Annotated in this window: 25 protein-coding genes; 4 read left to right on the top strand and 21 right to left on the bottom strand. The window is 59.5% G+C overall.

Going from position 1 to position 26,688, the window contains the following annotated elements; translation table 11 throughout:
• The first annotated feature begins 138 nt into the window (after positions 1–138).
• Complete coding sequence (locus AC3Y64_RS08500) at positions 139–1,101, top strand: zinc-binding dehydrogenase (RefSeq protein ID WP_489987103.1); 963 nt, start codon at positions 139–141, stop codon at positions 1,099–1,101.
• Between the two features lie 96 nt (positions 1,102–1,197).
• On the opposite strand, the gene AC3Y64_RS08505 is transcribed toward AC3Y64_RS08500, so the two are convergent.
• The 6 genes from AC3Y64_RS08505 to AC3Y64_RS08530 all read right to left on the bottom strand — a co-directional run bounded on the left by AC3Y64_RS08505 (position 1,198) and on the right by AC3Y64_RS08530 (position 6,633).
• The gene (locus AC3Y64_RS08505) at positions 1,198–1,851 is read right to left on the bottom strand and encodes an HAD family hydrolase (protein ID WP_489987104.1); all 654 of its coding nucleotides are present in this window, start codon (positions 1,849–1,851) and stop codon (positions 1,198–1,200) included.
• Between the two features lie 111 nt (positions 1,852–1,962).
• Entirely contained in the window at positions 1,963–2,952 is a 990-nt protein-coding gene (locus AC3Y64_RS08510; RefSeq protein WP_489987105.1) for an ABC transporter ATP-binding protein, read from the bottom strand.
• Positions 2,949–3,749, bottom strand: a complete 801-nt coding sequence (locus AC3Y64_RS08515; protein WP_158954897.1) for an ABC transporter permease — start codon at positions 3,747–3,749, stop codon at positions 2,949–2,951. The genes AC3Y64_RS08510 and AC3Y64_RS08515 overlap by 4 nt, the downstream gene beginning before the upstream one ends.
• Positions 3,736–4,572, bottom strand: a complete 837-nt coding sequence (locus AC3Y64_RS08520; protein WP_489987936.1) for an ABC transporter permease — start codon at positions 4,570–4,572, stop codon at positions 3,736–3,738. The genes AC3Y64_RS08515 and AC3Y64_RS08520 overlap by 14 nt, the downstream gene beginning before the upstream one ends.
• A 5-nt stretch (positions 4,573–4,577) precedes the next feature.
• The gene (locus tag AC3Y64_RS08525) at positions 4,578–5,384 is read right to left on the bottom strand and encodes an alkaline phosphatase family protein (RefSeq protein ID WP_489987106.1); all 807 of its coding nucleotides are present in this window, start codon (positions 5,382–5,384) and stop codon (positions 4,578–4,580) included.
• Between the two features lie 181 nt (positions 5,385–5,565).
• Entirely contained in the window at positions 5,566–6,633 is a 1,068-nt protein-coding gene (locus tag AC3Y64_RS08530; RefSeq protein ID WP_489987107.1) for an ABC transporter substrate-binding protein, read from the bottom strand.
• 350 nt (positions 6,634–6,983) lie between these two features.
• Here AC3Y64_RS08530 and AC3Y64_RS08535 point away from each other — a divergent pair, with 350 nt between their 5' ends.
• Entirely contained in the window at positions 6,984–7,697 is a 714-nt protein-coding gene (locus tag AC3Y64_RS08535) for a UTRA domain-containing protein (RefSeq protein WP_489987108.1), read from the top strand.
• Positions 7,698–8,197: 500 nt separating this feature from the next.
• Here AC3Y64_RS08535 and AC3Y64_RS08540 read toward each other — a convergent pair whose 3' ends face one another.
• The 9 genes from AC3Y64_RS08540 to minC form a co-directional block, all read right to left on the bottom strand.
• Entirely contained in the window at positions 8,198–9,532 is a 1,335-nt protein-coding gene (locus AC3Y64_RS08540; protein WP_489987109.1) for an amidohydrolase, read from the bottom strand.
• A gap of 66 nt (positions 9,533–9,598) precedes the next feature.
• Entirely contained in the window at positions 9,599–11,752 is a 2,154-nt protein-coding gene (locus AC3Y64_RS08545; RefSeq protein ID WP_158953786.1) for a mechanosensitive ion channel family protein, read from the bottom strand.
• Positions 11,753–11,827: 75 nt separating this feature from the next.
• The gene (locus tag AC3Y64_RS08550; RefSeq protein WP_162835980.1) at positions 11,828–12,004 is read right to left on the bottom strand and encodes a hypothetical protein; all 177 of its coding nucleotides are present in this window, start codon (positions 12,002–12,004) and stop codon (positions 11,828–11,830) included.
• Between the two features lie 177 nt (positions 12,005–12,181).
• Positions 12,182–13,471: a M18 family aminopeptidase gene (locus tag AC3Y64_RS08555; RefSeq protein WP_122594945.1), complete on the bottom strand. Its 1,290-nt coding sequence runs from the start codon at positions 13,469–13,471 to the stop codon at positions 12,182–12,184.
• Positions 13,472–13,638: 167 nt separating this feature from the next.
• Positions 13,639–14,739 carry a hypothetical protein gene (locus AC3Y64_RS08560; RefSeq protein WP_489987110.1) on the bottom strand — a complete coding sequence of 367 codons (1,101 nt, stop codon included), beginning with the start codon at positions 14,737–14,739 and terminating at the stop codon, positions 13,639–13,641.
• A 48-nt stretch (positions 14,740–14,787) separates the two neighbouring features.
• Positions 14,788–15,423: an RluA family pseudouridine synthase gene (locus AC3Y64_RS08565; RefSeq protein ID WP_008080882.1), complete on the bottom strand. Its 636-nt coding sequence runs from the start codon at positions 15,421–15,423 to the stop codon at positions 14,788–14,790.
• Between the two features lie 170 nt (positions 15,424–15,593).
• A complete protein-coding gene (minE, locus tag AC3Y64_RS08570) occupies positions 15,594–15,848 on the bottom strand; it encodes a cell division topological specificity factor MinE (RefSeq protein WP_003223146.1) in 255 nt (84 codons plus the stop codon).
• Positions 15,848–16,660: a septum site-determining protein MinD gene (minD, locus tag AC3Y64_RS08575; protein WP_007913953.1), complete on the bottom strand. Its 813-nt coding sequence runs from the start codon at positions 16,658–16,660 to the stop codon at positions 15,848–15,850. The genes minE and minD overlap by 1 nt, the downstream gene beginning before the upstream one ends.
• 169 nt (positions 16,661–16,829) lie before the next feature.
• Positions 16,830–17,567 carry a septum site-determining protein MinC gene (gene minC, locus AC3Y64_RS08580; RefSeq protein WP_489987111.1) on the bottom strand — a complete coding sequence of 246 codons (738 nt, stop codon included), beginning with the start codon at positions 17,565–17,567 and terminating at the stop codon, positions 16,830–16,832.
• 117 nt (positions 17,568–17,684) lie between these two features.
• Between minC and AC3Y64_RS08585 the strand changes: the two genes are divergently transcribed.
• Both AC3Y64_RS08585 and AC3Y64_RS08590 read left to right on the top strand, forming a co-directional pair.
• The gene (locus AC3Y64_RS08585; RefSeq protein WP_489987112.1) at positions 17,685–18,617 is read left to right on the top strand and encodes a lipid A biosynthesis lauroyl acyltransferase; all 933 of its coding nucleotides are present in this window, start codon (positions 17,685–17,687) and stop codon (positions 18,615–18,617) included.
• 35 nt (positions 18,618–18,652) lie between these two features.
• Entirely contained in the window at positions 18,653–19,825 is a 1,173-nt protein-coding gene (locus tag AC3Y64_RS08590; RefSeq protein WP_489987113.1) for a patatin-like phospholipase family protein, read from the top strand.
• 138 nt (positions 19,826–19,963) lie between these two features.
• On the opposite strand, the gene AC3Y64_RS08595 is transcribed toward AC3Y64_RS08590, so the two are convergent.
• From AC3Y64_RS08595 to alc, 6 genes are all read right to left on the bottom strand, one after another.
• Positions 19,964–20,749: an outer membrane protein OmpK gene (locus tag AC3Y64_RS08595; RefSeq protein ID WP_489987114.1), complete on the bottom strand. Its 786-nt coding sequence runs from the start codon at positions 20,747–20,749 to the stop codon at positions 19,964–19,966.
• Between the two features lie 373 nt (positions 20,750–21,122).
• Complete coding sequence (locus tag AC3Y64_RS08600; protein WP_064118622.1) at positions 21,123–21,908, bottom strand: outer membrane protein OmpK; 786 nt, start codon at positions 21,906–21,908, stop codon at positions 21,123–21,125.
• Between the two features lie 176 nt (positions 21,909–22,084).
• Positions 22,085–23,443, bottom strand: a complete 1,359-nt coding sequence (locus AC3Y64_RS08605; RefSeq protein WP_489987115.1) for a nucleobase:cation symporter-2 family protein — start codon at positions 23,441–23,443, stop codon at positions 22,085–22,087.
• Positions 23,444–23,611: 168 nt separating this feature from the next.
• Complete coding sequence (locus tag AC3Y64_RS08610; RefSeq protein ID WP_158959213.1) at positions 23,612–24,928, bottom strand: urate hydroxylase PuuD; 1,317 nt, start codon at positions 24,926–24,928, stop codon at positions 23,612–23,614.
• A gap of 51 nt (positions 24,929–24,979) precedes the next feature.
• Entirely contained in the window at positions 24,980–25,483 is a 504-nt protein-coding gene (locus tag AC3Y64_RS08615; protein WP_024012211.1) for an ureidoglycolate lyase, read from the bottom strand.
• A 126-nt stretch (positions 25,484–25,609) separates the two neighbouring features.
• A complete protein-coding gene (alc, locus tag AC3Y64_RS08620; RefSeq protein WP_122594937.1) occupies positions 25,610–26,605 on the bottom strand; it encodes an allantoicase in 996 nt (331 codons plus the stop codon).
• Positions 26,606–26,688: the final 83 nt, after the last annotated feature.

A 26,688-nucleotide genomic window follows, 5' to 3' on the forward strand; every position in this document is an offset into this window, starting at 1 on the left:
GCTGATTCGACGCGGGGACAATTGATAACGCATATTAGGCCGTCTTTGAAGTCGCCGGTTCTACGAGAGCCGGTCGCATAATGCAAAAAGCCCGGCGCTACAGCTTCGGGCTCAGTCCAGACTCACTATGGAGGCACTGTGAAGGCATTGCAAGGCGTTGAAGGTCAAGTGGCATGGGTTGAGGAGCCGAGTCCTACGTGTGATGTAGGACAAGTCCGCATCCGAGTGGCGGCAGCCGGCCTCAATCGCGCCGATTTATTACAGAAAGCGGGGCTTTATCCGCCACCGCCGGGCGCCAGCCAAGTGCTAGGTCTTGAGTGCTCCGGGGTCATCAGTGAGGTCGGTGCCGGCAGTTCGTGGCAGGTCGGCGATCGGGTTTGCGCCTTGCTGGCCGGGGGCGGCATGGCCGAAGAGGTGGTGGTCGACGGGCGGCATGTGCTGCCGGTGCCCGAAGGCGTTTCGCTGATCGAGGCGGCGGCATTGCCCGAGGTTTACGCAACAGTCTGGTTGAATGTGTTTCAACTTGCGGCGCTCAAACCGGGTGAGAAAGTTCTCTTGCACGCCGGGGCAAGTGGGATCGGTTCAGCCGCCATTCAGTTGTGCAAGGCGTTTGGCAATCCTTGCTGGGTCAGCGTCGGTTCAGCCGAGCGGTTGGCGTACTGCGAGGCTCTGGGCGCGCAGGGCGGGGTGGTTCGCACCGATGATCTGGAAAGCCTGCGCGACTTCGGACCGTTCGATGTGATCCTCGATCCGGTCGGCGGCAATTATTCGGCGCTGAATCTGAAACTGATCGCGCTGGACGGGCGTTGGGTGCTGATCGGCCTGATGGGTGGCCGCGAGGCGAAACTGGATCTGGCGCAGGTGTTAGGCAAGCGCGTGCAATTGCTCGGCTCGACGTTGCGCAGCCGTGACGATCAATTCAAAGCGGATCTGTTGAGTGATCTGGGTCAGCACGTGTGGCCGTTGTTTGCCGAAGGGCGGTTGCGTCCGCAGTTGGCCAAGGCCTTCCCGGTGAAAGATGCCGAGGCGGCGTTTGCCGAGCTGGCGAGTAATACGGTGGCGGGGAAACTGGTGTTGGTGATTGACGAAAGTCTGAGCTGATACAGGAGCAAGATCAAAAGATCGCAGCCTTCGGCAGCTCCTACAGGGGAATGCATTCCAAATGTAGGAGCTGCCGAAGGCTGCGATCTTTTGCTTCTATTTCCAGAGATGGATTGGCCAGCCGGCTTTTTCGGCGTGCTCAAGCAACACCGGATCCGGGTTGACCACATGCGGAAAATCCACCTTCAGCAGCAACGGCAAATCATTGCGAGAGTCTGAATAGAAGCTCGCGCCTTCCAGATTCTCTTCCTCAGCATCCAGCCATTCCAGCAATCGGGTGATCTTGCCTTCGCGGTAAGTCAGGGTGCCGACGGTGTGGCCGCTGTACACGCCATGGGCGACTTCCAGTTCAATCCCCAGAATTTCATCGATACCCAAGCGATCGGCAATCGGTCTGACCAAGTGCGTGCCCGACGCCGAGATCACCAGAATCCGGTCGCCGGCCTTGCGGTGAGCGGCGATGGTTTTGGTGGCGTCGCTGAAGATGATGGGTTCGATGAAGTCTTCAACCCAAGGGCCGACCAAGTGCTCGACCTCTTCCGGCGTGCGCCCGATCAGCGGCTCCAGGCTGAAGTCCATGTACTCTTCCATGCGCAATTTGCCATGGCTGTAGGCGTCCATCAGTTCGTTGTTCTTGCGCATGAACGACTCGGGGTCGACCCAGCCCAAGCGCCCCATCTGCTCGCTCCAGAGGGTGGCGCAGTCGCCGTGGATCAAGGTTTCGTCCAGATCAAAAATTGCCAGGGCCATCAGTTCTCTCCGAGAACAGCTGCGAGCTACAAGCTTCGAGCTGCAAGAATTGGAATCAGCTGCGCCGCAGTCTACAACTTGAAGCTTGTAGCTCGAAGCGCGCAGCTGCTTTTAAGCGACTTCACACAGGGCCGTCGGATCGATGGAAAGCGCCAGACGCTGACCGTCGGGATGCAGATCGGCGGCCGAGCGGTTGAGCACGTCCACCACCAGTTCCACCCCACGGGCTTCGATGCGATAGCGGATCACGTTGCCGAGCAGGCTGTGGCTGCGGATCTGCGCGTCGAGTTCGCCGTTGAGGCTCAGTTCGATGGCTTCCGGGCGAATGGCGATGCGGTGATTGATCGGGCGCTGCAACAGTTTCGACGCGGCTTCGGCGTCGAGCAGGTTGTAGTTGCCGATGAAGCCGGCGGCGAACACATCGACTGGCGCGGTGTATAGGGTTTCGGCGTCGCCGCTCTGTACGATTTTTCCCTGATTCATCAGGAAAATCCGGTCAGACATGGTCAGCGCTTCTTCCTGATCGTGGGTGACAAAAATCGTGGTCAGGCCGAGTTCGCGTTGAATCTGGCGGATCTGTTCACGCAGGTGTTTACGAATCCGCGCATCGAGCGCCGACAGCGGCTCATCCAGCAGCAGCAAACGTGGACGCGTGACCAGTGAGCGGGCGAGGGCGACACGCTGGCATTGGCCACCAGACAATTGATGCGGATAGCGGCTGGCGAAGTCGTTCAGTTCAACCAGTTTCAACACTTCCGAAACGCGTTTATGACTGTCGTCGGCATTAACCTTTTGCATGCGCAAACCGAAGGCGACGTTCTGCTCGACTGTCATGTTGGGAAACAATGCATAGCTCTGGAACACCATGCCGATCCCGCGCTTCTGCGGGCTCAACGGCACGATGTCGACGCCATCGAGGAGGATCTGGCCGCCATCGACCGGCGTCAGGCCGGCGATGCAGCGCAGCAGGGTGGACTTGCCGCAACCGGAAGGGCCGAGCAGGGTGACGAATTCGCCTTTGTTGATCTCGCAGTCGATGTCGCTGAACACGGTAGTGCCGGCGTAACTTTTCTGCAGGTGTTGGACGCTGACATAGCTCATTCGCTTTTGTCCTTGTTCAAGATGTTGGCGATCCAGGTCAGGACCAGCACGAAAAAGAAGTACGAAATAACCAGGGCACTGGTGAAGTGGCCGCTGCTGTTGCGCATGTTGTTCAGGTAAACCTGCAGGGTTTCGTAGCGCGTACCGACGAGGATGTTGGCGAATACGAACTCACCGAACAGGAACGAGAACGACAGCAGCAACGCGACCATCAGGCCTTTGCGCAGGTTCGGCAATACCACCAGAACCGCTGCTTGAAAGGTGCTGGCTCCGAGCAGTTGCGCGGCGTCCATCAGGTCACGCAGGTTGATCGCTTGCAGGTTGTTGGTGATCGCCCGGTACATGAACGGCAGCGCCACGGTGAAGTAACAACCGATCAGGATCCACGGCGTGCCGACCATCGCCATCGGCCCGGAACCGTAGAGCTGCAACAGACCTACCGAGGACACCACCGGCGGCACGGCGAAGGGCAGCAGGATCAAGATGTTCATCAGCGCATCGAGCTTCGGGAAGTGGTAATGCACCACAAACAGCAGTGGCAGAATCAACACCACCGACAGCACCAGTGCGCCGACGCACACGATCAATGACTGGCCGAAGGCGTGCAGGAAGCGCGGATCGCTCCACAACTGGAGGTACCACTTGAAGGTGAAGCCGCTAGGGAGAATGGTTGCCGACCAACTGCTGGCGATCGAGTAGATCAGCGTGCCAACCAGTGGCAGCAAGAGGATGGCGAACAGCAGGTAGACCACGACGCGGTGGTAGAGGCCGGCCGGGCCGGATTCAGCGCGAGACATGGTAGCTCCTCTTCAACAGCAGTTGATGCACGACAGTGACGATGGTCATCAGCGCCACCAGCACCACGGCCAGTGCGCTGGCCAGATTCGGATCGAGGGAAATGTCGCCGGAGACCATCGCCGCGATACGGATCGGCAGAACGTTGAAGTTGCCCGTCGTCAACGCATACACCGTGGCATACGCGCCGAGGGCGTTGGCCAGCAGGATCACGAACGTACCGAGCAGCGCCGGGGTCAGCACTGGCAAACCGATGTGCCGCCAGAACTGCCAGCCGTTGGCGCCAAGCAGCGCGGCGGACTCGCGCCAGTCTTCTCGCAAGGCGTCGAAGGCCGGGTAGAGCAGCAGCACGCCGAGGGGAATCTGGAAGTAGGTGTAGAGGATGATCAGCCCGGTTTTCGAGTACAGGTTGAAGTCCTGAATGATCCCCGACTGTTTCAACATGAGGGTGATGCTGCCGTTGAAACCGAGCAGGATGATGAACGCAAACGCCAAAGGCACCCCGGCGAAGTTGCTGGTCATGTTGGCAAAGGCATTCACGAAATTGCGCAGTTTCGAGTCAACGCGGCGCAAGGAATAGGCACCGAGAACGGCGATGATGATGCCGAACACGCTCGACCAGAAACTGATCTCGAGACTGTACTGGATCGCCTGCAAATAAAACTTCGAGCTGAAGATCTTGCTGAAGTTGGCGAAACCCCAACCGAACTCTTCCGATTGCAGACTGTTGATCATCACCCAGACCAGCGGGGCGATTTCGAAGACGATGAAGAAAAGCGCGAAGGGCACCAGGCACAGCGCCGCCAGCCATTTGCCGCGAGTCATGGCATTCACTTGAGCAGCTCCCGGCACACAGGTTTGTCGTGGGGCACGCCGAGCAGTTCGCAGACCGTGCCGCAGATTTCCGTTTGTTTTGGCGCAGCGTCAGCGTTGAGGGTGAAGGCATCGCCGAGGACGAACAGCGGCACCTGGCGTTCTTCCGGCAGCAAGCCGTTATGCGAGCGATCGTTGTTCATGCCGTGGTCGGCGGTCACCAGCACTTGGTAACCGGCGTCGAGCCAGTTCTGCAAATAGTCGGCGAGGATGATGTCCGCCGAACGCGCGCTGTTGCGGTATTGCGAAGAGTCGAGGCCGTGTTTGTGCCCGGCGTCGTCAATGTTCATCGGGTGGATCAGCAGGAAGTTCGGCTCGTGGCGCAGGCGCAGGTTTTCGGCGTCGGCGAACAGGTGCGAATCCGGGTAGTGATCGCTCCAGTAAAAATGTCCGTGCTGGATCGGCAGCGACAGATTGTCGGTGTGGCGGTCGCGGGCGGCGACGAAGGGCGAGCGGTTGTACAGCTCGCTGACCCAGTGATACGCCGCAGCAGCGGTTTTCAAACCGGCATCGCGGGCGTAGTGATAAATGCTGCGCTGATTGGACAGGCGCGAGACGTTGTTGTGGACGATGCCGCTGTCGATCGGTGGCACGCCAGTGAGGATGCATTCATAAAGCGGTCGGGACAGGGCTGGCAGCTCGCACTCCAACTGATAGAGCACGGCGCGTCCTGCGCCAACGTAAGCCTGCAGATGCCCCATGGCGTGACGCGCGACCTCGTAGTTGAGGCCGTCGAGCACGACAAGGATGACGTTGTGCTTCATAGGGGCAAAAACTCCGCGAAACAGGAAATTTCAGAATCAACCGAGATCCCCTGTAGGAGTGAGCCTGCTCGCGATAGCGGTTGAACATTCAACGACAATGTTGACTGAACTACCGCTATCGCGAGCAGGCTCACTCCTACATGGGAATTTGTTTCAGATCACAAAGTGGTGATCAGCCGCTTTATTTCATCTCTACGATCACTTCTTCGTTCCACGCCTGTGGCAGGGCTTTGGAAGTCTTTTCCCACGCATCGGCGTCTTTGATCGGCGTGACTTTCTTGTACTGCTCGTTCGGCAGCAGCTTGGCTTTCACGTCTTCCGGCAGTTGCAGGTGCTCGGCGCGGATCGGGCGGGCGTTGCCGCGAGCGAGGTTGGTCTGGCCGGCGTCGCTGAAGATATATTCGCGGGTCAGCTTGGCGGCGTTAGGGTTTTTCGCGTACTTGTTGATGATCGTGGTGTAACCGGAAATCACCGAACCGTCGGACGGGATCAGCACCACGTAGTCATCCGGGTTGGCCATCTTGGCTTTGTAGCTCAGACCGTTGAAGTCCCAGACCACGCCGACTTCGATCTCGCCTTTTTCCATGGTGGCGATGGTCGGGTTGGCCATCGACAGGCGACCTTGCTTGGCGATGTCGGCAAACAGCAGCAGGGCAGGCTTGATGTTTTTCTCGTCGCCACCGTTGGCCAGTGCCGCAGCTAGAACGCCGTTGGCAGCTTGTGCTGCGGTGCTTACGTCACCGATGGAAACCTTGTATTTGCCGCCCTTGAGGTCAGCCCATTTGGTCGGCACTTCGGAACCGTGCAGCAGCTTCTTGTTGACGATGAAGGCGATGGTGCCGGTGTAGGCCAGCGCCCAGTTGCCGTCCTTGTCCTTGGCCCAGTCCGGGACTTGATCCCAAGTGCTTGGCTTGTACGGCTGCACCACGCCTTGCTTGACCGCGATCGGGCCGAAGGCAGCACCGACGTCGCCGATGTCGGCGGTGGCGTTGTCTTTTTCTGCGGCGAACTTGGCGATTTCCTGGGCCGAGCTCATGTCGGTGTCGATGTGTTTCAGGCCGTAGGTCTTGGCCAGGTCTTCCCAGGTGCCTTTCCAGTTGGCCCAGTCATCCGGCATGCCGACGCTGTTGACGGCGCCTTCCGCTTTCGCAGCGGCTTCGAGGGTTTTCAGATCGGTGCCGGCGGCCATGGCCGAGGTGCACATTACAATGGTCGAGCCTAACAGTGTTGCCAGGAAAAGCTGTTTCATTCCGAAGCTCCTTGGTCGTGTTCAACGCTGCGATTGCGGTGTGGGTTGGTCTAGGTCAGCAATACCTGAGCCAATTTAGGCGGGCTGGATGACACTTTGATGTCGGCGGCCCTGCGGCAGGTCTTTTGTATGCCCGGTATCGGCGGTTGCCAGATAAGCGTAGACCATGCTCGAGCCCCGGCAGGCAAGGGACTTGGCCGATGTATTGCAAGTCGTGAGAATGACCGTTCGGTAGTTTTGTCATCTCTCGGTCATCTGCACTGCCTAGGCTTGCAACACACGGAAATGGTTCGTTGGCCGTGAGTTTTTGCCCTGAAACAGTGCTGGTCTAGTCCAGATAGGTAACGTTGATGCGCGATGAGGCAACAAAAACGGTGACAGCGATTGGCCAGGTGCTGCAGGAACAGCTCGATCACGGTCTGCTGGCGGCGGGCAGCAAGTTGCCGGCCGAACGCAAGCTCAGTGAGTTGTTCGGCACGACGCGGATTACCGTGCGTGAGGCGTTGTTGCAACTGGAGGCGCAGGGGCAGATTTATCGCGAGGAGCGGCGCGGTTGGTTCGTGTCACCGCCGCGTCTGGCGTACAACCTGATGCAGCGCAGTCACTTTCACGCGATGGTCAGTGCGCAGGGGCGGGTGCCGTCGACCGAGGTGATTTCGGCGCGGTTGCAGCCGGCATCGGCGGCGGTGTGTGCGTGGTTGCAGTTGCCGGCGTTGTCGAGCGTAATTCAGATTTGCCGGTCGCGGCGCATTGATGGGCGCCTGGTGTTGTATGTGGAGCACTATTTGAATCCGCAGTTTTTTCCGGGGATTCTTGAGTTTGATTTGAATCAGTCGATGACCGAGTTGTATGCGCGGCATTACGATTTGCACTATGGGCGGGTGCGGTTCGAGATTGTGCCGACGTCGTTGTCGGTGGATGCGGCGGCGGCTTTACGGGTTTCTGTCGGGAGTCCGGGGTTGCGGATTGCTCGGGTTAATTATGATCAGCATGAGCGGTTGATTGATTGTGATCTGGAGTTTTGGCGGCATGATGCGATTCACGTGGGGGTTGATGTTGTTTGATCTTTTGGGGGGTTTATCCGTTGCTGCGGTAACGGCGGCTTAGGGTTTCGCCCTTACGGCGACTCACTTTTTTTCAAACGCCAAAAAAAGTAAGCAAAAAACGCTTGCTCCTGCGTTCGGCCCGCTCGCTGGGGCTCGGGGTCCCTTCGTTGCGGGATCGATCCGGGGGCAGCGCCTCCGGTTTGCTTCGCTGCACCTCCTCTCGCTGTGTTTGGCTTCGCCAAACGGTCGCTGCGCTCCCACCCCCGTATCAATCCCTCCACTCAGCCTGTCGATGGGGCCGGCACGGCAAGATCAAAAGCGGTACTCGAGCTTGCGCTCATTGTGTTGAGTGGTGAGAAGCCGAAGCGATATGAATATCTAGCGGTGAACTCAATCCCTGTGGGAGCTGGCTTGCCAGCGATGGCGGCCTGACAGCCGACCAATTCCTGGCAGGCTGCACCCGGTCCAAATGTGGGAGCGAGCTTGCTCGCGAAGACGCGCCCACAGTCACCTAATCCCTATTTGCCCGCCCCCGCATTGGCATACAAATAATCCGTCGCCAATGAGGCCAATGTCCTTACGCCGACCACCAGCGCCGACTCATCCACAAAGAACCCCGGATTGTGATTCGGCGCGGCTTTGCTCATGTCTTGATCCCTCGGTGTCACGCCGAGAAACACGAACAGTCCCGGCACTTCCTTGGCAAAGAACGAGAAGTCTTCCGCGCCGCCCACCAGCGGTGCATTGACCACGTCGTCCTTGGCCGCCCACTTCAACGTTGGCAGCATTTTTTCGGTGAGTGCCGGGTTGTTAATGGTTGGGTCGTATTTTTCGATGATGGTGACATCCGCTTTCGCACCACCACTCTCGGCGATTTTTTCGATGGTCTGGCGGACGTCGGTGTGCAGTCTCTGGCGGATGCCGTAGTCGTAGGAGCGGATCGTCCCGGTCATGTCGACGGATTCGGGGATGATGTTGTAGCGCGTGCCGCCGTTGATGGTGCCGATGCTGACCACTGATGGATACGAGGAAATATCGGTGCGACGGCTGACCACGGTTTGCAGGCCGACGATGGTTTGTGCGCCGACGGTGATCGGGTCGATGCCGTCCCATGGGCGGCCGGCGTGGGTTTGTTTGCCGAGGATTTTGATGCGCAGGTCGTCGGAGCTGGCCAGCGTTGGCCCGGGGCGGTAAGCGATCTGGCCGGCGGGGACGCCGGCCCAGACGTGCAGGCCGAAGACGGCGTCGGGTTTCGGTGATTTCATCACGCCTTCCTCGACCATCATTTTCGCGCCCCAGGTGTTTTTGCCGTCGGGGATGAAGTCGCTTGGGCCTTCTTCGGCGGGCTGGAAATAGAACACCACGGTGCCGGGCAAGGTGTCGCGCATGCCGGTGAGAATTTTCGCCGTGCTGAGCAGGATCGCGGTGTGGGCGTCGTGGCCGCAGGCGTGCATCACGTCGACTTCTTTGTCGAGGTAGGTGCCTTTGGCTTTCGAGGCGAATGGCAGGTCGGCGACTTCCTTGACCGGCAGCGCGTCCATGTCGGCGCGCAGGGCCACGGTCGGGCCGGGCAGGGCGCCTTTGAGAACGGCGACCACGCCAGTGCGGGCGACGCCGGTTTTCACTTCCAGGCCCATGGCCTTGAGCTGTTTGGCGACCAGTTCGGCGGTGCGTTTTTCGGTGTTGCCGAGTTCGGGGTGGGCATGGATGTCGCGGCGGGTTTCCAGCAGTTGCGGCTCAAGCTTCTGTGCTTGTTCGGCGATCTCGGCGCGGGTGCTGTCCATCGTCGCGGCGCCCGCGTGGCTGGCCAAAAGAGTGAGCAAAACGGTCTGGGCAATGCGCGTCAGTTGCATCGGGTTTCTCCTTGATTGTTGTTGTTCGGGCTTCCCTGCCTGTGACTGCAACCGCGCGCGTGAGTGCTATTCCTTCGGTTGACCGCCGCCGGCGGTGATCACCTGCACACTCATCCGCGGCGTCGCCAGATCCAGTCCTGCCTCATCCAGGTGACGTTTGAGCGACAGGTTAAACGCCCGCGAAACTTCCCACTGCTTGATCGGCGCAGTCTTGAAACGGGCACGAAGAATCGCACTGCCGGACTCAAAACTTTCCACGCCTTGAATCTCCAGCGGCGACCAGATGTTGCGGCGCTGCAATGGATCGGTGCGCATTTTCTGGCCGACTTCGCGCATCAGTTTGATCGCGTCGTCGATCTCCATGTTGTACGGCACCGCCACCCGGAAGATCGCGTAGCCGAATTCGCGGGAGTAGTTCTTGATGCTTTTGATTTCGCTGAACGGGATCGTGTGGACGATGCCGTCGATGTCGCGCAGGCGCACGGTGCGGATGGTCAGGCCCTCGACGGTGCCGAGGTGGCCGCCAACGTCGACGTAGTCATCGATGGCCAGCGAGTCCTCGATGATGATGAACAGGCCGGTAATCAAGTCCGCGACCAGCGACTGCGCACCGAAACCGATTGCCAGACCGATGACACCGGCACCGGCCAGCAGTGGCGTAACGTTCATGCCCATGTTTGCCAGTGCGACGATCAACGCGATGATGAAAATCGTCACGAACAGAACGTTGCGGATCAACGGCATCATCGTTTGTGCACGGGCGTTGGCCAGGCCTTTGCGCGAGCGGGTGAGGGCGTGGTGCACGGCGGTGTCGGCGAGAATCCAGATCAGCCAGGCGAAGATCAGCGTGCTGGCGAGGCTGAACAATTTGACGCTGACATCATGTCCGTCACCTTCAGCGAAGGTGATCAGCGACTTGCCCCACACCCGCAGGCCCAACTCGATAAACGCCAGCCAGACCAGCATGTGGGCGAGGGTGTAGAAAAAGTTTTTCAGGCGATCCGAATACAGCGCATGCCGTTTGGCGCCGCGTTGCGGTTTCAGGGAATGACGTCGCACGAGGCCGTTGATGACCATGCACAACACCAGCAATACGGTGCAGATCAGCGATTGGCGTAACGCGGTGCTGGTGTCGCCGGCGGAGACGAAGGTGGCGAACAGCGAGATCGCGACCAGCACCAACGCCGGCACGTACCAGAAGGTGCCGAGGATATCGATGGTGTCGCTGAGGGCGCGGCGGGTCAGGCGGCGTGACAACGGTTGGTTGCGGATCAGGTGCGCGATCGGCCGGCGGAAACGCAGGATGAACAACCCGGTCGACAGGGCCGCGAGGACATTGGCGACTGTCGCGGCGGTGTGCGCCAGATGCACGCCGAGGCTTTCTACCAGTTTCGGGTCGCTCAGCGCTTCACCGAACGCGGCGAAGCTGCCGATCAGCCAGAGTGGCCGGAAGGCCTGATGGCGCAGGATGTACAGCGCGCGATGGCGGTGCGGGCCATCGAGCAGGGAGAAGGCAATCACGCAGATCGCCGAGAAACAGGTGCCGACCACCAAGGCATAGGCGAGCACCATCGCCAGGCTTTTGCCCAGCGACGACGGCAGCGCGTAGCTCATGTAAACGGTCATCACCAAAGCGATCAGCCAAGGCCCGAGTTTGCGCAGGGCGAAGCGCAGCATGTCGAGGGCTTTGGGGTGTTGCGGCAGTTCTTCTGTGAGGCCGAAGCGCATGCGCATGCGATGGCCGAGCCAGATCAGCGCGGCGGCAAGCAGGCTCCACACCGCAAGGATCATGGCAAAACCGAAAATGATCGGCAGCCACTCGTTGGCCGGCAACATCATGCCGCTCAGTTCTTCCTTGGCCAGATCGAACTCGTTGCCCCAGCGGTTGAGCGGGCTGTCGGCGCCGGTGAATTGTTTTTCGAAATTGGCGAGGGTGCCGCCGATCAGGCCGAGTACGCCTTCTTCGGGCGAAGCTTGTGCCTTCTTCGTGGCGTCGCGCAGCTTCTTCAGGTCGGTCAGCAACTGTGCGCGTTGCTTGTCGTTTTCCAGCGACTTGATGACTTCGTCCAGCGACTGGCCGAGCGGTTCCTGAGCTTCGGGCTGGGCCTTGTTGGTGTTGAGCAGGCCGGGCAGACCAACCGCCTGGGCAGGCGCCAGCGGCAGCAGCGTCATCAGGCAGACAAGGAACAGACTGGGTAAAGCAAAAAGACGAGCAAGCACTAGGCGGTCAACCTCGCGGTGGGCGGATCGAACGAGTGTACGAGCCCGCCTGTAGCAATGCGAGCCGCTGGGTGGTTATTCGTTGAGTTTGGCGAGGATCTTGTAGACCACGGTGGCAAGGATCGTGAGCATGCCGATCCACATGGCGAACACCCCGGCGTTCTTGTCGCGGAAGTTGAAGCCGATGGCCAGCAGGATCATTCCGCACAGAATAGGAATGAGCATGGCGTGGAACGAAGACATCGAGATCATGGAGACTGCCTTGTCGAAATGAATGATGTAAGTCTAGGTCGGTTTTGGCTGAGGCATTCTGATGTGTATCAGAATTGAATCGGTTTCAGGATGAAATCTGTAGTGGCCTCATCGCCAGCAGGGCTGGCTCCCACAGTGGAATGAATTCCAAGGTGGGGGCCAGCCCAGGCGCAGTTTTTAAGGCAATTCGCGGCAGGCGTAGAACGCGCTCAGCACTTTGACCAGATGCGCCAGGTCGTGGCTGCCGCACAGTTCGCGGATCGAGTGCATGGCGAAGGTCGGCAGGCCGATATCCACCGTGCGCACGCCGAGGTGGCTGGCGGTGATCGGGCCGATGGTCGAACCACAGCCCATGTCGCTGCGCACCACGAAGCTTTGCACCGGCACTTCTTCGGCCATGCACAGATGGCGGAAGAATCCGGCGGTTTCGCTGTTGGTGGCGTAACGCTGGTTGCTGTTGACCTTGATCACCGGGCCGGCATTGAGTTTCGGACCGTGGTTGGCGTCGTGCTTTTCCGCGTAGTTCGGATGCACGCCGTGGGCGTTGTCGGCCGAAACCAGCAGGGATTTCTGGATGGTGCGAACGAACTCGTCACCTTCCGGCAGCAGGCGGCGCAAGGTCTGTTCGAGCATCGGGCCATCGGCACCACACGCCGAGCAGGAGCCGACTTCTTCATGGTCGTTGCACACCAGCACGCAGGTTTCGTCGGTCTCGGCGGTCAGCAGCGCCTGCAGGCCGGCGTAGCACGACAGCAGGTTGTCGAGGCGCGCGCCGGCAATGAAGTCGCCATTGAGGCCAATCACCGCAGCACTTTGCGTGTCGTAGAAACTCAGCTCGTAATCGAGCACGACGTCGGCGTTCAAGCCGTGTTCGCGGGCCAGTTGATCGGTGAGCACGGCGCGGAAATCAACGCGTTCGTCACCGGCGAATTGCGCGAGGATCGGTGGCAATTCGGTCTGGGCATTGATCGCCCAGCCCTGGTTGGCTTCACGGTTGAGGTGAATGGCCAGGTTGGGAATGATCGCGATCGGTGCCTTGAAGTCGATCAACTGGCTCTCGACCTTGCCATCGCGGCGGAAGGTCACGCGACCGGCCAGCGACAGATCACGGTCGAACCACGGCGCCAGCAGCGCGCCGCCGTAGACTTCGACGCCCAGTTGCCAGAAACCCTGGCGTTGCAGTTCCGGCTGAGGCTTGACTCGCAGGCACGGGCTGTCGGTGTGGGCGCCGACCAGACGAATGCCGTCGTGCAGCGGCGAGTTGCGGCCCATTTTGATCGCGACGATGGAAGAGTCGTTACGGGTAACGTAATAGCGGCCGTTGGCCTCGGTGTGCCACGGCTCACGCTCGTCGAGGCGCACGAAACCGGCGGCCTCCAGACGCTGAACAAGACTGGCAGTGGCGTGGAACGGGGTAGGGGAGGCCTTGAGGAAGTCGATCAGGCCTTGGTTCAACTCTTCGCGCATAAGAAGCTCCAGACAGCAATGGCCGGGAGTTTAACGCATCGGTCGGGGAATTGAATCCGAACCGGAACCCTCTGGGAGCTGCGGCACGCTGCGATCTTTTGATTTTGATTGCAAAAAGCAGAATCAGAAGATCGCAGCGTGCCGCAGCTCCTACCGGGGACGGATTCTCAGCGAGTCGTCAGAACGCGCTTTTTCAGGTAATTCATGATGATTTTCTCATCCTCGGGCTTGTCCGGGCGCGGCAGTTGTTTTGGCCAACGGCTCTGGTTGAGCAGCTTTTTCTGTCGGCTCTCGTCCCAGCGCAGAATTTCCCGCGAGGCGCATTCCCACCATTCGTGGCGGCAAACGCTGTAGTACGGATCCTCTGGAGCGGCACTGCCATACAGCAGATCGCGCCCGACCTTGCGCATCGCTCCGCTCTGGTTGCGCAGTTTCCATTTGATCTTCAAGCGCTGCCAGGCTGAAGGGAACGGTTTGACCCGTGGCACATCGCTGCACAGGTCGACCAGACGCTGGCTGAAGACTTCGCCATGCTGCGAGAAGAAGTACGTCTGCATCGCATGGAAAAAACGCTTTTCGGCGAAGTAGTGGTAAACGTGTTTGCGTGCTTCCACCACCTCACGCCCGCGCATGGCGTAGGACAGCGCGATCTGTTCGATGGTGTGAATCTCGAAACCGCCCACCGTCCATTCATCGATCAGCCGGATCGACTCTTCGAACAGCGCCGCGTCGTTTTCGGTCACGCCGCACAGGCCACTGTTGTAGAGCTTGAAACCGTTGTCCGGTGTCACGCCATGGGCGCTGAGGTCACGGCCGAGTTTCAGATAATCGCTGCGCTCGTGGACGTCTTTCCAGTCGTACTCGAAACGGTCCATCACCGAGCGGTTCGGCTCGATGGATTCGAACAGAAGATTCGGGTGGCGGGTGAACAGCGTGTCGGTGTCGACGAACAGGGTCTTCTCCGCCAGTTGCATGCCGGCGGCGATGGCGCAGGCCTTGCGGCGATGGTGATAGCCGTGCACGCCTTGCCAGCGCGTCAGGGTCGTTTCGTCGAGCAACACGGTATCAACCGGCCAGCCGACATAGTCCTGCGGGCGATCGGTGAGAATCCTGATCGCCGGGATCTTGCCGTCCTTGGCCTGGGACAGCACCGTGAGGATGCTGAACTTGGCTTCGCGGCGGTACACGTCCTGGTTGCCGTAAATCAGATACAGCAACTGGTGATGAACTTTCTTGAGGGGTGTCGCCAGGGAATCGATACAACTCATGCGAAAGAAAAATCCTTTCCAACAACAGGACGGCCGGTCAGGCAATCCTCAGAACGGGGCCGGGCATTCGAAGCGCAAGCGCTCGCCGGACTGCGGGTGGGTGAAGCTGAGCATGCTCGCGTGCAGACACAGGCGTGGCCAGGCCGCGAGGGCTTGCTCATGGGCGTACAGCCCGTCACCCAGCAACGGGTGACCAATCGACAACATATGCACGCGCAACTGGTGTGAACGGCCGGTGATCGGTGTCAGTTCAACCCGGCACCAGTCGCCGCAGCGTTCCAGCACGCGCCAGAAGGTCAGCGCATGTTTGCCGAATTCGTGATCGACCACATGACGCGGTTTGGTCGGCGGATCGTAGCGCAGGGGCAGGTCGATGCTGCCGCTGTCCAGTTCCGGTTGACCCCAGGCCAGCGCAGTGTAGGCCTTCTCTGTTTCACGGTCGTGAAACTGGCGTGACAGTTCGCGGTGAGTGTCGGCGTCACGCGCAAGCAAAATGATGCCGGAGGTTTCCCAGTCCAGACGATGGACGATGCGCGCTTCCGGGTAGCCGTTTTCCTGCAGACGGGTGATCAGGCAATCCTTGTTGTCGTCGGCGCGACCGGGCACCGAGAGCAGCAACGTCGGTTTGTCGACCACCAGTACGGCGGCGTCCTGATGGATGATGCGGATGTTGGACAACGGCATTAAAACAGCCTCGTAACAAATGCCAACGGCGGCTCGGGACTGCTGATAACCCCTGTAGGAGCTGCCGAAGGCTGCGATCTTTTGACTTTGAGGATCAAAAGATCGCAGCCTTCGGCAGCTCCTACACGAGCATCAACAGCCCGAGCCGCCGTAGCGACTACCCAATCGACTCAGCGATCGGGCAGGGTGATGTTGAGTTCCAGAATCGAGCAACTGCCCTGGCTTTCCAGTGCAACATGTACGTCGTCGTTGCCGATGTTGACGTACTTGCGGATCACGTCGACCAGTTCCTTCTGCAAGGCTGGCAAGTAATCCGGCGTGCTGCGCTGGCCGCGCTCATGCGCCACGATGATCTGTAGACGCTCTTTCGCTACCGAGGCGGTACTTGGCTTTTTGTTGGCACGAAAGAAGTCAAAAAGGTTCATTACCTACCTCCAAACAGGCGCTCGAAGAATCCCTTCTTCTCGACATCGAGGAAACGGTGGGCTTTTTCTTTGCCCAGCAAGCGGTCGACGGTATCGCTGTAAGCCTGACCGGCATCGCTCTGGTCGTCGAGAATCACCGGGACGCCCTGGTTGGATGCCTTGAGCACCGCCTGGGATTCCGGGATCACGCCGAGCAGGGTTACCGAGAGGATTTCCTTGACGTCTTCAACGCCAAGCATCTCGCCCTTTTCCACACGCTCTGGATGGTAGCGGGTGATCAGCAGGTGTTCCTTGATCGGGTCTTCGCCACGTTCGGCACGACGCGATTTGCTCGCCAGCAGGCCGAGCATGCGGTCCGAATCTCGTACCGAGGACACTTCCGGGTTGGTCACGACGATCGCTTCGTCAGCGAAGTACATGGCCAGGTGTGCACCTTTCTCGATGCCTGCCGGGGAGTCGCAGACGACGAACTCGAATTGTTCCTTGAGCTCCATCAGGACTTTTTCCACGCCTTCGACGGTCAGCGCGTCTTTGTCGCGGGTCTGACTGGCGGCCAGTACGTAGAGGTTTTCCAGGCGCTTGTCTTTGATCAGTGCCTGTTGCAGGTTGGCTTCGCCGTTGACGACGTTGACGAAGTCATACACCACGCGGCGCTCGCAACCCATGATCAGGTCAAGGTTACGCAAGCCCACGTCGAAGTCGACGATCACTGTTTTGTGGCCGCGCAGAGCGAGGCCGGTACCGATAGCGGCGCTGGTGGTGGTCTTACCCACACCACCCTTGCCGGATGTAACCACGAGAATCTTGGCCAAGGTGTTTCACCCCTAAGGAAGAAGGACTTTTTAGCCCCTGAAAAACATCTCTTGAAAACTACTGCAGTCGGACAGCCTTGGCTGGAATTTGGCTTTGGGCCTTTTTCCTACTTCGTTTGAGCCGTTTTCGCTACGTTTTAGAGATGCTTGGAAAATGCGGCAGTATCCGTTAAAGCCGAATGATGTTCAACACGTCGCCCGACAGGCTGACCTGTACGCCCGAACCCCACATTGGGTCGCGGCGCAAATCTTCGGACACCTTGTAATGACCGGCGATGGAGATCAGTTCAGCGCTCAATTGCTGACAGAAAATCCGTGCCTTGGTATCACCTTTAACGCCGGCCAGTGCCCGGCCACGCATCGGGCCGTATACATGGATGTTGCCATCGGCGAGAAGTTCCGCCCCCGGACTGACCGAAGACACCACCACCAAATCGCCACCCTGGGCATATATCTGTTGGCCACCACGTACTGGCGTGGTGATGACGCGGGTCTGTTTGACGGCCGGCTCAGGCGGCTTTTCCGGCTTCTTTTTGACTTCGGCTTCGGCCATTTCCAGCGGTCGTTCGCGGGCGCCGGAGGGCGGCAACACCGGGATGTCGATAGCGATGGCGGCGGCGATGTCTTCGATGCGGCTGGCGCGGATCGCCAAGGTGCGCAGGCCATGTTGACGGCACACGCGCATCAGGCCCGGCAGATCGACGGCGCCTTCGCCCGGCGGCAGTTTGTCCAGCGCCAGAACCAGCGGCGCGTTGCTGAAGAAATTCGGCGCCTGCGCAACTTTGGCGGCCAATTGCCGATCGAGGCTGTCGAGGTCGTTACGGGCCAGTTCCAGCACGGTAATGGCCAGCATGCTGCCCTTCAACTGGAACACGGGATCTTGGTCTAACGGTTCGGTTTTGCTCATGTCGGCATACAACGGCTTGTCACTAAAAGTGCCGAGACTTATAACGAGAACGCCCGCAGGCCGCAAGCCGGGTCGAACGATGTAGAATGCGCGGCCACTGTATTTACGGAAGCTTTAATGGATCGCCCGCGTTTTCGAAAAGCATTTCTTGCTCCACGCTTCTGGCCGCTCTGGTGCGGCTTGGGGCTTTTGTGGCTGATCGTGCAGTTGCCGTATCCGGCGTTGCTGACCATCGGTCGATTTTTGGGTGCGTTGATGTATCGCTTCGCCGGCGACCGGCGGCGCATTGCCAAGCGCAATCTTGAACTGTGCTTCCCGGAAAAATCCGCCGCCGAGCGCAAACGCCTGCTCAAGGAAAACTTCGCCTCCACCGGTATCGCGTTTTTTGAAATGGCGATGAGCTGGTGGTGGTCGCGCGAGCGTCTGGCCAAACTGGCCCACGTCGAAGGCCTGGAGCATTTGCAAAAAGCCCAGCGCGAAGGCAAAGGCGTGATTCTGATGGCGGTGCATTTCACCACTCTGGAAATCGGCGCGGCATTGCTCGGTCAGCAGCACACCATCGATGGCATGTACCGCGAGCACAAAAACCCGTTGTTCGACTACATCCAGCGTCAGGGCCGCGAGCGGCACAATCTCGATTCGCTGGCGGTGGAGCGTGACGACGTGCGCGGCATGCTCAAGCTGCTGCGTTCCGGTCGGGCGATCTGGTACGCGCCGGATCAGGACTACGGCGCCAAGCAGAGCATCTTTGTGCCGCTGTTTGGCATTCAGGCCGCGACCGTGACCGCGACCACCAAATTTGCCCGTCTGGGTAAAGCACTGGTGGTGCCGTTCACGCAGGAGCGTCTGGCCGATGGCAGTGGTTATCGTCTGGTCGTGCATCCGCCGCTGGAAGATTTCCCGGGCGAGACCGAAGAAGCCGACTGCATCCGCATCAACCAGTGGGTCGAAGGCGTTTTGCGCGATTGCCCGGAGCAATATCTGTGGGCGCACCGTCGCTTCAAGAGCCGGCCACCCGGCGAGCCGAAGCTGTACGCCAAACGCGGCTGATTGACCCATCCCCTTAAGCACCATGGAGTGTTGCGATGAGCCCAGCTGAACCGGTCACAGGTTTGATTCTTTCCGGCGGCGGGGCTCGGGCGGCGTATCAGGTGGGCGTGCTGGCGGCGATTGCCGAGTTGTTGCCGTTGGGGGCGGACAATCCGTTCCCGGTGATCGTTGGTACATCCGCTGGCGCGATCAATGCGGTGAGCCTCGCCAGTGGTGCCACAGATTTTCGCGCTGCCATCGAACGCCTGACGCAGTTCTGGCAGGGCTTTCGCAGTCACCGCGTGCTGCGCAGTGACTGGCCCGGCGTCATCCGTCAGGCCAGCCGTTTTGTCAGCCACAGCTTGCTCGGCCTCGGTCGGCATCTGCCGGTGGCGTTGCTCAACAGTTCGCCGCTGCGCGAACTGCTCAATGAAAAACTGCACATGCCCGGCATCGCCGAATCCATCGCGCGCAAGCAATTGCACGCCGTGGCGGTGACCGCGTTCGGCTATGAGTCGGGGCAGGCGGTGACGTTCTATCAGGGTGGCGGCACGATTGATTCGTGGCTGCGCCATCGGCGCATTGGGGTGCCGACGCAATTGTCGGTCGACCATCTATTGGCCAGCTCGGCGATTCCGCTGTTGTTCGCGCCAGTGAAGATCGGTGATGAGTATTTCGGCGACGGCGCGGTGCGGCAATCGGCACCGATCAGTCCGGCGCTGCATCTTGGCGCGACTCGCGTGCTGGTGATCGGCGTCAGCGGCAACCCGCGCGGTTTCGATCCACAACAGCCGCTGGAGCGCACCTACACGGGGCAACAGCCGACGCTGGCACAGATCGGCGGGCACATGCTCAACAGCACGTTCATTGACAGTTTGGAGAGCGACATCGAGTTGCTGCAGCGTCTCAACCAGTTCAGCCATTTGATGCCCACTGGCACACCGACTCGCGAGCTAGGGGTGGCGCCGGTGGAGGTGCTGGTGATTTCGCCGAGTCAGCCGATCGACGAGATTGCGGCGCGGCATCGCCAGGAATTGCCGGCGGCACTGCGCTTGTTCTTGCGTGGGCCGGGGGCGACCAAGACGAGTGGGGCGGGGGTGCTGAGTTATCTGTTGTTCGAGGCGGGGTATTGCAGCGAGTTGATCGATTTGGGGCGACGGGATGCGTTGGCCAAGCGCGATGAGCTGTGCCGGTTTCTGGGGATAACCGAGGCGCAGGCTCCCGCCTGAAATCTGCGGTGCGGCTAATCGCTGGCAAGCCAGCTCCCACAGGTTTTTGGGTGAACACAATAATTGTGTGCGACACAAAACCCTGTGGGAGCTGGCTTGCCAGCGATGGCGTCTTTGCAGACGCCACTTACACCTGCATCAGAAGTGGAACTTCACCAGGAAGTTGGTCACGCTCTGATTGGTCTTGAAGGCACCGGTGTCGTCGATGCCGTACTTGTCTTTCCAGTAGTCGTATTCAACACCGACATACAACTGCTTCTCGCCAAAACTCAGCGCCTTGCCCAAGTCGTATTTGACCTGCGGGTTGAAGTGCAGGTTGGCGTGGTAATCGCCTTTGGAGTTGGAATCGTTGTCGGTCACCCAGTCCATGTAGCCATCGATCAGGATGTTCGAGTTGCCCACAGGAATGGTGTAGGACCAGACCGGGGTGATCTGCCAGACGTTGTCACCGGCACGCGAACCTTCGGTGTGGCGCTGGTAGAAGTTCAACTGGAAGTAGTCGAAGCCCGGGATGGCCAGGTCGAAGCCTGGACCGATCAGGTAGGACTCGGAGTCACCTTCGCCGAACTCGTAAGTCATCGCCAGCAGGACGTCTTTGATCGGGCCGAATTCGATCTTCTGGTTGAGCACCTTGCCCAGCGAGATGCGTGGTTGGAACTCGCCGTAGTAGGTGTTCGGACCGTTGTTGAAGTCCTTGTCACCGTTGTAGAAGATCTTGTCGATGAAGAAGAAGTTGTCGCCGTACGTCCACGCATCGGCGTGTTCGAAGGTGACGGTCTGCTGGATGCGCGGGTTGACCTGGAAGTCCTTGCCATAGAGGTAGGTCAGGCTGTTGTTCTGCCATTGCAGCAGGCCATCGGCCATGGCCTGGCCCCCGGCCAACATCGATCCCGCAAGCATCAGGCTGGTGCACATACGTTTCATTCGGTTGCTCCCAAAGTAGGTGTTCCACGTTTATTTTTTTAAGATCGGCGCTCTGGTGTGGCGCCTTTTTTCATTGCTGCAAAAGTCATCCGATTGGTCAGCTTTCATGCTGTTAGCAAGAGCTGGGCCAAGGCTTTTCGAAAAGCAAAAAAACGCCCGTCGGCTGCTGAAAAACAGTCGATTGAGCGTGTTTTCGGGATGCCTCGGTACTGACCGGGGCCGGGATAAGTTGGCCCGTCGGTCAGGAATTAAATCCGGGCTTTTTTTTAGACCGAATTCAAGAGGCCGCGGAGAATACTGACTCCTCGGCCAGCTCTCAAGTGCCCCGCAACAGAGCACCGACGACAGGTATGGGGCACGGTTGCGGGCCATCTTAAAAGTGCACCTTCACCAGCAGGCTGGCGGTGTTCTGATTGGTGTCGAAGTTGTGCGTGTTTTCGACGCCGTATTTGTTCTTCCAGTAGCTGTATTCGGTGCCGACGTACAGCTGCTTCTGGCTCCAGCCCAGGGCTTTGCCCAGGTCGTATTTGATCTGAGGATTGATGTGCAGGTTGGCGTGATAGGTGCCACGCGAGTTCTCGTCGTTGTCGACCACCCAGTCGAGGTAGCCGTCGATCAGCACATCGGAATTGCCCAGGGGAAAGCTGTACGACCAACCGGGAGTGATCTGCCAGACGCCGTCGCCGGGGCGCGGGCCTTCGGTCTGGCGGCGGAAGATGTTCAGGGTGACGTAATTGAAGCCGGGCACTTTTAGGTCGAAGCCAGGGCCGATCAGGTACGCCTCACTGTCGCCTTCGCCGTATTCGTAGGTCATGGCGAGCAAGACGTCTTTGATCGGGCCGAATTCGAGTTTCTGGTCGAAGATCTTGCCGAACGAGAAGCGCGGGGTGAATTCGCCGTAGAAGGCGTGCGGGCCTTTGTTCGCGTCTTCTTTGCCGTTGTAGAAGATCTTGTCGACGAACAGGAAGTTGTCGCCGTACTTCCACTTGTCGGCGTGCTCGAAGGTCAGCGTTTGCTGGATCGACGGGTTGATGGCGAAATTCTTGCCGTACAGATAGCTGAGGCTGTTGGTCTGCCACAGCAGGAGATCGCCGGCCATGGCCTGACTCGCGGCCAGCAGGCCACCGCTTAACAGCACATTTGTCTGTGTACGAATCATCTGTTGCTCCCTCTTGTTTTTATTGTTGAGGCGCAGAGCTTTTTTTGCCCTTTGTAGGAGTGAGCCTGCTCGCGATCGCGGTGTGACATTCAACACATCTGTTGACTGAAAAAACGCTATCGTCGGAACGCCGCCCGGAGCAGGCTCACTCCTACAGGGGGATACCGGTGTTGCCGTCAGTGCTGGTGCGCGTGGCAGTCGTTGATTGCTGCGCGTTCTTTGCCGCCAAGAATGTTGAACAGCAGGTTCAGCGTCAGCGCGCTGAGCGTTGCCATCGCGATGCCGCTGTGGGTAATCGGGCTCATCCACAGCGGCAGATGCGCGAAGAATTCCGGACGTACCACCGGGATCAGGCCCATGCCGATGCTCACCGCCACCAGCAACTGGTTGCGACGGTCACCGATGTCGGCTTCCTGGAGAATCTTGATGCCGGTGGCCGCGACCATGCCGAACATCGCAATCGCTGCACCGCCCAATACGGCTGGCGGAATCGACGCGACGAGGAATGCGGCTTTGGGCAGCAGACTCAGGACGATCAGCAAGCCACCGGCAACGATGGTCACCGAGCGGCAGCGCACGCCGGTCATCTGCACCAGACCGATGTTCTGCGCGAACGAGGAGTGGGTGAAGGTGTTGAAGAAACCGGCGACAAACGAGGCGCCGGCATCACACAGCAAGCCGCGACGCAGCATGCGTGGGCAGACTTCCTGATCGGTGATTTTGCCCAGCGCGAGGAACATGCCGGTGGACTCGACGAAGATGATCACCACCACCAGGCACATCGACAGGATCGGCGCGAGCTCGAATTTCGGCATGCCGAAATGCAGCGGGGTAACGAACTGAATCCATGGCGCGTTGGCCATGCCACTCAGGTCGACCATGCCGATCGCGCCGCACAGCACGTAGCCGATGCACATGCCGATCAGTACGGAGATGTTGACCCAGAAACCGCGCATGAAGCGGTGGATCAGCAGAATGGTGCCCAACACCAGCGCGGCGATGGCCAGATAAATCGGTGAGCCGAATTGTGCGGCATCGACGCCGCCACCGGCCCAATTCACGGCCACGGGGAACAGCGACAAACCGATCGAGGTGATGACCGTGCCGGTCACCAGCGGTGGGAAGAAGCGTACGACCTTGGACATGAACGGCGCGATGATCATGCCGAAGAAACCGGCGGCGATCGTGGCACCGAAGATGCCTTGCAGGCCGATACCGGGCATGCCGGCCATGGCGACCATGCTGCCGACAGCGGCAAAACTGGCGCCCATCATCACCGGCATGCGAATGCCCATCGGACCAATGCCCATGGACTGCACGATAGTGGCGACACCGGCGACCAGCAGGTCGGCGTTGATCAGGAAGGCAATTTCTTCACGACTCAGGCCAGCGGCCTGTCCAATGATCAGCGGCACCGCGATGGCACCACCGTACATCAGCAGAACATGTTGCAAACCGACCAGGATCAGTTGCAAAAGGGGCAATCGCTGAATGGCGGGTGCGTCGGGGATGCGCGCTTTGGACAGCTCGGACATGCAACACCTCGGATCTTTTTATTCTTGTGATTAACAGCTGCCGGGTTGCTCACAGCTGTTTCTTTGCATCAGGTAAAGCCGTATTGCGGCGATTCGCAGGCAAGCCCGCTCCCACAGGTCAGGCAGTGACCTTTTTGGGAGCGGGCTTGCCCGCGATGCGTTTGTTGCTTAGTTGGTCTGTGCTCCCTGGGCAATCCATGCACCGATCAGGTCACGTTCCTGTTGGGTCATCTGAGTGATGTTGCCCAGTGGCATGATCTGCGTGGTGATGGCTTGCGCCTGGATGCGCGCCGCGTTCTGGCGGATTTGCTCAGGAGTGTCGAACATCACACCCGCTGGAGCAGCGCTGAACAACGGGCTGGTCGGTTTGGCCGAGTGGCAAACTGCACAGCGTTCTTGAATCACGGTATGCACTTTGTCAAAGCCGGGACCGGCGTTGGAGGCTTGTGCCGGCGCTGCTGCCGGTGCGTCTGCGGGTGCAGCAGGTGCCGCCGCTTCAGCCGGTTTCGCGCCGCCACCCAGTGCCGTCTCCGGCAGCGGTTGGTACTCGATTTTGGCTGGCGCCTTGGCCACTTCCGGAGCGGTCGACATCGGCGTTGGGCCGGTGACGTACGCCAGCGTGATCATGCCTACCGCTGCCACTGGCAGAGTCCAGGCAAACTTGTGGCTGTCGTGACGGGTGTTGAAGTAGTGACGCACCAACACCGCCAACACTGCAATCCCGGCCAGGATCAACCAGTTGTACTGGCTGCCATAGGTGCTCGGGAAGTGGTTGCTGATCATGATGAACAGCACCGGCAGGGTGAAGTAGTTGTTGTGACGCGAACGCAGCAAGCCTTTGGCCGGCAGCGCCGGATCCGGCGTGCGGTTCTCGGCAATCGCCGCGACCAGTGCCCGTTGTGCCGGCATGATGATGCGGAACACGTTACCGACCATGATGGTGCCGATGATCGCGCCAACGTGCAGGTACGCACCACGACCGCTGAACACTTTGCTGAAGCCATACGCCGCGCCGATGATCAGCACGAACAGAATGAAACCGAGCAGAGCAGGGCGTTTGCCCAAGGCCGAGTCGCACAGGAAGGAGTAGATGAACCAGCCGAGGAACAGCGAGCCGATACCGATGGCCACGCCTTCAGGGCCGCTCAGGGTGCTGCCCGGAGCCAGCAGGTAGAGCGTTGGGTTGGAGTAGAACACCACGCACAGCAGCGCGATACCCGACATCCAGGTGAAGTAGGCTTCCCACTTGAACCAGTGCAGGTTGTCCGGCATCGCCGGCGGGGCCAGTTTGTATTTTTCGAGGTGATAGATACCGCCACCGTGGATCGCCCACAGGTCACCGGCCAGACCGGTTTTCGGGTTGACGCGGTTGAGGTTGTTCTCCAGCCAGACGAAGTAGAACGACGCGCCGATCCAGGCCACGCCAGTAATCATGTGAACCCAGCGCACGCTCAGGTTCAGCCATTCCAACAGATGTGCTTCCACAGTCTTTACCTCTCGCCTGTCACTCTTGTTGTCGAGTGATCAGACCTTCTCTTATTGGTGGGGGGCGAGGATCAAACGCTCATCCTCTTTGAAAAAATGCTCATCGCAGTTATTGCCTGTGCCACTGCGATCAACCACCAGGAAGTCATCCCGCTTTTCGATCGTCAGCACCGGATGGTGCCAAACGCCGCGATGGTAATTAATGCCCTGCCTGCCGTTGGTGACGAAGGCGCGGACCAAGCCTGATACAGGTTCATCGCCAACTGGCGCGACCACGATCAGAAAGGGGTTGCCGAGCAGCGGTATGAAAGCCTGGCTGCCCAGCGGATGGCGTTCCAGCATGCAAACGGTCAGCGGCATGTCCTGCGCGTCGGCGCGGAAGATGCTGATGATCGCGTTGTCCTCAGGCTGAGCGGTTTCGACCGTCGCCAGTTTATGGAAGCGCATGGTCGAACCGTTGTTGATCATGAAGTGATCGCTGCCGTCGGTTTCGATCACGTCACCGAAAGGGGCGAAGGCTTCTTTGGTCAGCGGTTCAATCGTTAGTGTGCGCATGCTGTTCTTCTTATCCGAATTCTGTGTTGTTAGAACTATCGCCATCGCGGGCAAGCCCGCTCCCACAGTGGACTGTGGCGTTCACAAAACCTGTGGGAGCTGGCTTGCCAGCGATTGGGTTCAAACCTATTTAGCGACCTTGCCGAGAACACGCAGGCGGCTCACACCACCGTCCGGGAACACGTTCAGGCGGATGTGGGTGATCGGGCCCAAAGCTTTGATTTGCTCGACGAAGGTGTGTTCGGCGTGCATTTCCAGCTTCTGGCTTGGCAGCAGATCGCGCCAGAACAGCGACTGGGTTTCGATCTGGCTGTCAGTGCCGCCCTTGACGAACGCGCCCTGGATCGAGCAGGTGTCCGGGTAGTTGCCTTTGAAGTGCAGGGTGTCGACAACGATCTTCTCGATCTCGCCCGGGTGACCCAGCGCGACGATGACCCAGTCATTGCCCGGCGTGCGGCGACGTGCAGTTTCCCAGCCGTCGCCCATGTTGATGCCACGGCCCGGGTTGAGAATGTTGCTCATGCGGCCGAAGTGTTCGTCGGAGCAGGCGAGGGCGCGGCCACCGTTCAGGGCTGCTGCCAGATCGACCTGCTCGTTGTCGCCAACAGCGGACCAGTCGCGATGCGGCACACCGTACACACGCAGACGGGCAACACCGCCGTCCGGGTAGATGTTGAAGCGCAGGTGGCTGAACGCTTTGTCGTTGCTGATTTCGTGGTAGTGGTGGCTGTTGCCCTGCAGCTCGACGGCCGACAGCACTTCAGTCCACTGGGTGTTTTCATCAGGCTCGCCCGAGGCCAGGAAGCACGCTTCCAGAGAGGCCGATGGCGGGAAGTTGCCGGTGAAGAATGAAGTGTCGATGTCGACGCCTTTGATCGAGCCCGGTACGCCCAGACGGATCACTGCGCTGTCGAAGCCTTCGAAGCGCTTGCGGCGCGATTCCCAGCCGTCCATCCACTTGCCGTTGTCATCGAACACGCCCTCCTTCCATACGGCCGGGGTCGGTTGGAACAGACGATTGGCGTCTGCAAACCAGTCATCGGTGACCGAGATGATTTTGGTGCCCAGACGGGCATCGGCCAGGTTGACGAACTTCTCGAAAGGTACGGCGTAAGCTTTCATTCTTCTTGTCTGCCTTTAAATAAGTGGCTGGGGATGCTTGCGAGGCCCTGGGCATTCTCCGCGTCTGACATGCTCGGGCCAGG

The sequence above is a fragment of the Pseudomonas sp. 4CAES_32.4 genome (assembly GCF_058136335.1).

Excerpts from the sequence above, each read along its gene's own strand:
- AC3Y64_RS08605 (WP_489987115.1), bottom strand. The coding sequence starts at position 23,443 with ATGTCCGAGCTGTCCAAAGCGCGCATCCCCGACGCACCCGCCATTCAG.
- AC3Y64_RS08505 (WP_489987104.1), bottom strand. The coding sequence starts at position 1,851 with ATGGCCCTGGCAATTTTTGATCTGGACGAAACCTTGATCCACGGCGAC.
- AC3Y64_RS08555 (WP_122594945.1), bottom strand. The coding sequence starts at position 13,471 with ATGCGCGAAGAGTTGAACCAAGGCCTGATCGACTTCCTCAAGGCCTCC.
- AC3Y64_RS08565 (WP_008080882.1), bottom strand. The coding sequence starts at position 15,423 with ATGCCGTTGTCCAACATCCGCATCATCCATCAGGACGCCGCCGTACTG.
- AC3Y64_RS08535 (WP_489987108.1), top strand. The coding sequence starts at position 6,984 with ATGCGCGATGAGGCAACAAAAACGGTGACAGCGATTGGCCAGGTGCTG.
- AC3Y64_RS08600 (WP_064118622.1), bottom strand. The coding sequence starts at position 21,908 with ATGATTCGTACACAGACAAATGTGCTGTTAAGCGGTGGCCTGCTGGCC.
- alc (WP_122594937.1), bottom strand. The coding sequence starts at position 26,605 with ATGAAAGCTTACGCCGTACCTTTCGAGAAGTTCGTCAACCTGGCCGAT.
- minC (WP_489987111.1), bottom strand. The coding sequence starts at position 17,567 with ATGAGCAAAACCGAACCGTTAGACCAAGATCCCGTGTTCCAGTTGAAG.
- AC3Y64_RS08510 (WP_489987105.1), bottom strand. The coding sequence starts at position 2,952 with ATGAGCTATGTCAGCGTCCAACACCTGCAGAAAAGTTACGCCGGCACT.
- AC3Y64_RS08590 (WP_489987113.1), top strand. The coding sequence starts at position 18,653 with ATGAGCCCAGCTGAACCGGTCACAGGTTTGATTCTTTCCGGCGGCGGG.
- AC3Y64_RS08540 (WP_489987109.1), bottom strand. The coding sequence starts at position 9,532 with ATGCAACTGACGCGCATTGCCCAGACCGTTTTGCTCACTCTTTTGGCC.
- AC3Y64_RS08515 (WP_158954897.1), bottom strand. The coding sequence starts at position 3,749 with ATGTCTCGCGCTGAATCCGGCCCGGCCGGCCTCTACCACCGCGTCGTG.
- AC3Y64_RS08615 (WP_024012211.1), bottom strand. The coding sequence starts at position 25,483 with ATGCGCACACTAACGATTGAACCGCTGACCAAAGAAGCCTTCGCCCCT.
- minE (WP_003223146.1), bottom strand. The coding sequence starts at position 15,848 with ATGAACCTTTTTGACTTCTTTCGTGCCAACAAAAAGCCAAGTACCGCC.
- AC3Y64_RS08520 (WP_489987936.1), bottom strand. The coding sequence starts at position 4,572 with ATGACTCGCGGCAAATGGCTGGCGGCGCTGTGCCTGGTGCCCTTCGCG.
- AC3Y64_RS08585 (WP_489987112.1), top strand. The coding sequence starts at position 17,685 with ATGGATCGCCCGCGTTTTCGAAAAGCATTTCTTGCTCCACGCTTCTGG.
- AC3Y64_RS08595 (WP_489987114.1), bottom strand. The coding sequence starts at position 20,749 with ATGAAACGTATGTGCACCAGCCTGATGCTTGCGGGATCGATGTTGGCC.
- AC3Y64_RS08560 (WP_489987110.1), bottom strand. The coding sequence starts at position 14,739 with ATGAGTTGTATCGATTCCCTGGCGACACCCCTCAAGAAAGTTCATCAC.
- AC3Y64_RS08530 (WP_489987107.1), bottom strand. The coding sequence starts at position 6,633 with ATGAAACAGCTTTTCCTGGCAACACTGTTAGGCTCGACCATTGTAATG.
- AC3Y64_RS08525 (WP_489987106.1), bottom strand. The coding sequence starts at position 5,384 with ATGAAGCACAACGTCATCCTTGTCGTGCTCGACGGCCTCAACTACGAG.
- AC3Y64_RS08550 (WP_162835980.1), bottom strand. The coding sequence starts at position 12,004 with ATGATCTCGATGTCTTCGTTCCACGCCATGCTCATTCCTATTCTGTGC.